This window comes from Caenispirillum bisanense (assembly GCF_900230255.1).
Taxonomy (GTDB): domain Bacteria; phylum Pseudomonadota; class Alphaproteobacteria; order Rhodospirillales; family Rhodospirillaceae; genus Caenispirillum; species Caenispirillum bisanense_A.
Genome location: NZ_OCNJ01000038.1, coordinates 1 through 1,391 on the forward strand (window position 1 = coordinate 1; position 1,391 = coordinate 1,391).

Here is a 1,391-nt window from a genome sequence, read left to right on the forward strand (position 1 = left end):
GAGCTATGACCGAAACTGGGTGATGAGCTGAAATGGAGGTGGCGTATCGTGGAGGTGTCTAACGCCGTCCACATCTCCAGCGAAGGAGTGATACGCCATGACTGACGATACCGTTGTCGCCCTGCGCCAGCCAGGGGAAACCGATGACCCGCTGACCGAAGTCCTGCGTGCCGGGGCACGCCAGCTATTGGCCCAGGCAGTGGAGGCCGAAGTTGCCGCCATGCTTGCTGAGCATGCCCACCTTGAGACGGAAGACGGCCGCCGACGCCTGGTGCGTCACGGCCACGGGCCGGAGCGCGAGATCCTGACGGGCATTGGCCCCGTCGCCGTGCGACGGCCGAAGGTTCGCGACCGTGGTGCCGAGGGAGAAGAGCGCATCCGCTTCACCTCCGTCATTCTGCCGCGCTTTGCCCGACGGACGAGGTCGGTCGATGCCGTCCTGCCCACGCTCTACCTGCGCGGCCTGTCGAGTGGGGATTTCCAGGAAGCCCTGGAGGCCCTGCTGGGCAAGAAGGCGCCCAGCCTGTCGCCGCAGGTGATCAGCCGCCTGAAGGCGGAATGGCAGGCCGAGCACGACCGTTGGCGGAAACGGGACCTGTCGGCGCGGCGCTACGTCTACATCTGGGCCGACGGCGTCTACCTCCAGGGCCGGATGGAGGACGAGAAGCAGTGCATCCTCGTCATCATCGGCGCCACACCGGAGGGCCGGAAGGAACTGGTCGGGTTCCAGGCCGGCTTCCGCGAGAGTGCCCAGAGCTGGCGCGAACTGCTCAACGACATCAAGGGACGCGGCCTCGCCCAGGGACCGAAGCTGGCCGTCGGCGACGGCGCGCTAGGCTTCTGGAAGGCGCTCGACGAGGTCTATCCCGGTACCCGCCATCAGCGCTGCTGGGTGCACAAGACGGCGAACGTCCTCAACAAGCTGCCGAAGTCGCGCCAGAGGGCGGCCAAGGAGGACCTCCACGCGATCTGGATGGCCGACGGCCGCGCCGAAGCCGAGGCGGCCATGGACACCTTTGAGGCCAAATACGGCGCCAAGTACCCGCAGGCCGTTGGCTGCCTGACCAAGGACCGCGTCGCCCTGCTGGCCTTCTACGATTTCCCCGCCGAGCACTGGCAGCACGTCCGGACGACCAATCCCATTGAGAGCGTCTTCGCGACCGTGCGGCACCGCACCGTACGCACCAAGGGCTGCCTGTCGCACAAGACCGCCATGGCGATGGTTTTCAAGCTGATCACAGCGGCCAGCAAGACCTGGCGCAAGCTGTCTGGCAACAACCGCTTGCCCCAGGTGATCGAGGGTGTCACGTTCCGCGACGGCATCCAGGTGAATGACGCCGATCAAGCCGCCGCCGCCTGACCACGCCGTCACCCAAAATCGGTCATAGCTC

The 1,391-nt window shown here is 66.2% G+C and carries 1 protein-coding gene; it reads left to right on the forward strand.

Annotated elements, in window-relative coordinates:
• Positions 1–97: 97 nt before the first annotated feature.
• A complete protein-coding gene (locus CRP50_RS24720) occupies positions 98–1,360 on the forward strand; it encodes an IS256 family transposase (protein ID WP_097281854.1) in 1,263 nt (420 codons plus the stop codon).
• Positions 1,361–1,391: the final 31 nt, after the last annotated feature.

Bases quoted from the DNA above. Each gene is read 5' to 3' on its own strand.
- CRP50_RS24720 (WP_097281854.1), top strand. From the start codon at position 98: ATGACTGACGATACCGTTGTCGCCCTGCGCCAGCCAGGGGAAACCGAT.